Below are 4875 nucleotides of genomic sequence, written 5' to 3' on the forward strand. Positions count from 1 at the left end.
GTCCTGACGATCGGATGATTATTCCTTGACGCCGACGCCGAGGAACGAAAGGCCGGTGGTCGGCACAGGCGCAAAGCCCTCGAGTTCGTCGGCATTCCATGCCGTCGGCAACTGGCGGTGCAGCAGCGGATAGAGCGGCACTTCTTCCGAAAGCAGGTCGAAAGCTTCGTTCCACTTGGCCTGCTGCTCGGCGCCCGACAGGCGCTGCGCTTCTTCGAGGAGGCTCGTCAGCGTCTTGTAGCCTTCGCTCTCGGCCCAGCGGTAACGCGTCTTGGGCCAGACGTTGTCGCCATACCACCACTGCATCAGGATATCGGGGTCGTTGCCGAACACCGACGGATCGCCGGGGGCGATCATGACCTGCATTTCGCCGGCATCGACCTTGCCATACTGACCACCGGACTGCCCGATATCGAGCGTCGTGTGGAAGCCGACCTGGTCGAGCGATTCCTTGATGATCGGCGCAACGTCCTTCACCCAACCGTGGTCGGTGCTCATCAGGGTAATGTCGAGGTCTGGCGTACCGGCTTCGGCGAGCAGCGCCTTGGCCTTTTCCGGGTCGTAGTCATAGACGACCGCAGCCTCGTGGTAGTTCGGATGCGTCGCCGGCAGGAACGAGGTCGCGGCCGTGGCATTGTCGAGCATGCCGGTGCCGATGATCTTGTCCATGTCGAGCGCATAGAAGAAGGCCTGACGCACGCGCACGTCGTCAAAAGGCTCGGCCTGGGTGTTGAACATGGCAAAGAGCAGGCCGAAGGACTGCGCCTTTTCCAGTTCTGCCGTCGCGGCAACCGCATCGACGTCGATATAGGGCACGTCCTCGATGGCCATCACGGTGCCCGAGGAGAGCGCGTTGACGCGCGCACTGGGGTCGGCGATCAGGTTCCAGACCATGTCCTTGGCCAACGCCGGGCGCGGACCGGTATAGGCATCGTTGCGCTCGAAAACGATCTGCGCCTCGGGCACGGCCGAGATCAGCTTGTAGGGACCCGTGCCGATTGGCTGCTTGCCGAACGCGTCGGCATCAGCCTCGACAGCGGCGCGCGACACGATCTTCACCGAACCCAGGCGCTGGTTGAACAGCGAGAACGGATACTTGGTGGTGATCTTGACCGTATCGGCCGACACGGCCTCGACACTGTCGATGAACGCCACGAACGAGCGGAACAGCGACTTGGATTCGGGATCGAGCACACGATCGAACGAGAACACGACGTCGTCAGCCGTCACCGACGTGCCATCGTGGAACACGGCGCCATCGCGCAGCTTGATCGTATAGGTCAGCCCGTCTTCGCTGACCGGCATTTCGGCGGCGAGCGCGGCATAGGGCTCGCGCGTGACCGGATCGAGATCCACCAGGCCTTCAAAGACGTGCCAGTTGACTGCAATGGTCACCGCGCCCGAGGCGCTCAGCGGATCGAACGTGCCCGACAGGCCATAGGCGATTGCTGCCTGAATGGTCGCATCGGGGTCGATACCAGCCGGCACATCCTGGGCATATGCCCCCGCCCCCAGCACCCACATGGACGCAAAAGCCCCTGCCGCAAGGCAGAGCGCACGACGGGAAATTCCAAAACCTAGATTACGCATGAGACACCCTCCAGTTGACATCAGACGTCTGATGTCTTCTAGAGATTTGTGCAGCCCCGCGCAACCCCTCTTGTTTCGCCGGGCCGAACCGCCAAAACTGACCTGGGTCCAAGTGGCCGCAGACAAAGGAATCGGGATGAACGGTCCTGCCGCGCTCGCCAGCAACAAATCGAGAATGCTCCGCAGCACCACTGCGGAACAGATCAAGCGCCTGATCCTGCTGCGGGGCCTGCACCCGGGCGATCCGATCCCCACCGAAACCGAACTCTGCGAGGAGCTGGGCGTCTCCCGCTCATCGGTGCGCGAGGCCATTCGGACCCTCGCCACCCTCGACATTGTCGAAGTCCGCCACGGCACCGGCACCGTCGTCGGCCAGATGAGTCTGGCCCCGCTCGTCGAAACGCTGGTGTTCCGCGGCGTCCTCTCGCCCGGCGACGATCTCGCGGCCCTGCGCGAAGTGGTCGACCTGCGCCGCTCGCTCGACCTGGCACTGACCGATGATGTGGTGAAAGCCCATTCGGGCCATGAAGACGAGGAAATTCCACGGCTGGTCGCCGCCATGCAGGCGAGCGCCGAAAACGGCAAGGCCTTCCTCTATGAAGACCGCCAGTTCCACACCCGCCTGCTTGCGCCGCTGACCAACCAGCTCGCCGGCCAGCTCGTCGCCGCCTTCTGGGATATCCACACCGCTGTGCTGCCGCGCCTTGACCTCGCCCTGCCTGCCGATCTCCGGCAAACGGCAAAAGCGCACAGCGACATGTACGCCGCCGCGCGCTCAGGTAATCACGAAGCCTATCGCAAGGCCGTCATCGATCACTACGAACCCCTGCTGCGCATGCTCAACAGCCGCTCTGACGCGACGCGCAGCCAGGCCAGCAGAGACTAGATCTCCACCGCGATCGCTTCAGGCAGTTGCCACAGCACGCCGTCTTCCTCGCGCTCGGCTTTCCACATGATCATGCCGAACTGCGCCGGCTGGTCGAACACGGTCAGCCCCGCATGCCACACATCCTGGTTGATGCAGATCGCATCCTCGGGGCCGGCGATAAACGCCAGCGCAGCACCAAGATCGGGCACACCGTCTGCCGTCTTCGGCGCCACCAGCACCAGCCACCGCCCCGCCTTGATCGGCACGAAACTCTGCGTCGAATGCGGATGCCGCTCGAGCGCCCCGACACGCACCGCACCCTCGACAGGGTTGGGGCAGAGGATGGTAAAGGCATGGGCTCCGGCAACGTCGCCATGGGCCATCACTTCGGGAAAGGCGCGCGCCTTGCCGTCGCTGGCATTGAGAACCGTGGCATAGGGCGCGAGCGCCGCGGCATCGAGCGGCCGGGCCTTGAGAACGAAAGTCATGGAAAGTCCTAGTTGAGACGTTTGAAGCCGGCGTGGCAGATCGGCCCCCGCAGGAGTTGACCAACATCCCTGCCCGCCTCGCATTCGGCGATTTTGGCAAAGACGGGATCGAGCGCGTCGAAATAGCCATCGACAATGTCAGGCGTGTGGGAGACCGCGGTGTAAACGCTGGTCGCCGCCAGATAGCCCTTGTCGAGCATTTCCTGGCTGATCAGCGTCTTGTAGGCAGCCGCATTCGGTCCCTTGAAGGCAAAGCCGGTCAGCGCCGGCAGACCCGAGGTGGTTATGCTGAGCCCATGCCTGGTCGCCAGTTCCTGCCAGCGTCGCGTAATGTCCCGGCCGATCGCGGTAATGACCTCCCAGGAGCGCGTTTTCTCCATGACATCAAGCGTGGCCACACCGGCGACCGAGCCAATCCGCTCGGTCCAGAATGTACTGCTGATAAAGCTGTTCTGCGCCGCTTCCATCACGTCCCGCCGGCCGATCACGGCGGTGACGGCATAGCCATTGCCCAGCGCCTTGCCGAACACTGCCATGTCAGGATCGACTCCATAAAGCTTGTGCAGACCGCCAAAACTCTGGCGGAACCCCGAGGTGCATTCGTCGAAAATCAGCACGATGCCATTGGCCGTGGCCAACTCGCGCACGCTCCTGAGGAAGGCCGGGTCAGGATCGAATGTCCGCGCCACTTCCATCATGATCACACCGATCTTGCCGGTCGCGATCAGGGCCTTGAGGGCCGCAAGATCGTTGAACGAGAAGGGATGTACCGTACCGCGCAGGTTTTTCGGCACCCCCGTAGGGTCGAGCCCGGGTAGCAGGTGCCCCGCCAGTTCGTCGCTCTCGCCAAGATTGGACGCCAGATACCAGTCGTGCCAGCCATGATAGCCACAGATGGCCACGCCATCTCGCCCCGAGGCCGCGCGGGCAATGCGGATAGCGACGGCATTCGCCTCCCCGCCGGTGCGCGCAAAGCGCGCCATGTCGGCCCAGGGATGCAGTTCCACGAGGCGCTCGGCCAGCGCCACTTCTTCCGGCGCATTGAGGCTGGACATGTTGCCCCGCCCGACAGTGGCGATGACAGCCGCATCGACCTCGTCATCCCCATAGCCGAGCGTATTGGCACCGACGCCCATGATCGTCATGTCGATCAGTTCGCGCCCATCAAGGTCCCACACGCGGGCGCCCTTGGCCTTGCTGAAATAGGCCGGCCATTGCTCTGGCAGGAACATTTCCGGCCGCTTCGACAGCAGCATATTTCCGCCCGGTATCAGCCGTTTGGCCTTCTTCCAGAGCTCCTGCCCACTACCCATGAAAAATCTCCCCCTCGCTTTACTTATATGGTTATCAGCGTAACATGATAAATCAAGCCTGAGGGAGAGCCGCCATGTACGATTTTCAGCCAAACGATCTCGACCGCCGTATCTGGGAGGAAGAGCTCGACGGCTTCGTGCCGGCGCAGGTGTTCGACGTTCACACCCACATCTATCGCTGGGCCTTCAACCTCAATCCGGACAAGGAAAACGGCCCCTATGCACCGAGCATCGGGCGCTACTTCCCCGAGGTGACGACCGAACTCGCCGACGCCATCGACGCCGCGCTCATGCCCGGCCGGCAGATGCAGCGCCTGGCCTTCCCCTTCCCGTTTGCCGGCCAATGCGACTTCGACGGGAGCAACACCTATGTCGCCCGCGAGGCGGCGAAGAGCGCCGATTCCGCCGCACTGATGCTGGTCCATCCCGGCATGAGCGAGGCCGAAATTCTGGATACGCTCCGCCGCACCGGCGCCATCGGCCTAAAACCCTACCTGGTCTACGCCACCAACCAGGACCGCGCCGAAGCCGGGATCACCGATTTCCTACCCGAGCACCAGATCGCCCTGGCCGACCGCCTCGGCCTCATCGTCATGATGCACCTCTCCAAGCGCCG

At 63.2% G+C, this 4875-nt stretch carries 5 protein-coding genes; 2 read left to right on the forward strand and 3 right to left on the reverse strand.

From position 1 onward, the window contains the following. Positions 1 to 18: 18 nt before the first annotated feature. Positions 19 to 1590, reverse strand: a complete 1572-nt coding sequence (locus J0I64_RS00485) for an ABC transporter substrate-binding protein (protein ID WP_291405379.1) — start codon at positions 1588 to 1590, stop codon at positions 19 to 21. Between the two features lie 136 nt (positions 1591 to 1726). Here J0I64_RS00485 and J0I64_RS00490 point away from each other — a divergent pair, with 136 nt between their 5' ends. Next, positions 1727 to 2476, forward strand: a complete 750-nt coding sequence (locus J0I64_RS00490; RefSeq protein ID WP_291405381.1) for a GntR family transcriptional regulator — start codon at positions 1727 to 1729, stop codon at positions 2474 to 2476. Here J0I64_RS00490 and J0I64_RS00495 read toward each other — a convergent pair. Both J0I64_RS00495 and J0I64_RS00500 read right to left on the reverse strand, forming a co-directional pair. Next, positions 2473 to 2946 (reverse strand): ureidoglycolate lyase, encoded by a 474-nt coding sequence (locus J0I64_RS00495; RefSeq protein ID WP_291405382.1) that lies wholly within the window; start codon positions 2944 to 2946, stop codon positions 2473 to 2475. The genes J0I64_RS00490 and J0I64_RS00495 overlap by 4 nt on opposite strands. A gap of 8 nt (positions 2947 to 2954) precedes the next feature. Beyond that, positions 2955 to 4259, reverse strand: a complete 1305-nt coding sequence (locus J0I64_RS00500; RefSeq protein WP_291405384.1) for an aminotransferase class III-fold pyridoxal phosphate-dependent enzyme — start codon at positions 4257 to 4259, stop codon at positions 2955 to 2957. Positions 4260 to 4333: 74 nt separating this feature from the next. On the opposite strand from J0I64_RS00500, the gene J0I64_RS00505 reads away from it, so the two are divergent. Next, on the forward strand, positions 4334 to 4875 hold a 542-nt coding region (locus tag J0I64_RS00505), incomplete at its 3' end, for a hypothetical protein (RefSeq protein WP_291405386.1).

It is taken from the genome of Devosia sp. (assembly GCF_017307565.1).
Lineage (GTDB): Bacteria > Pseudomonadota > Alphaproteobacteria > Rhizobiales > Devosiaceae > Devosia.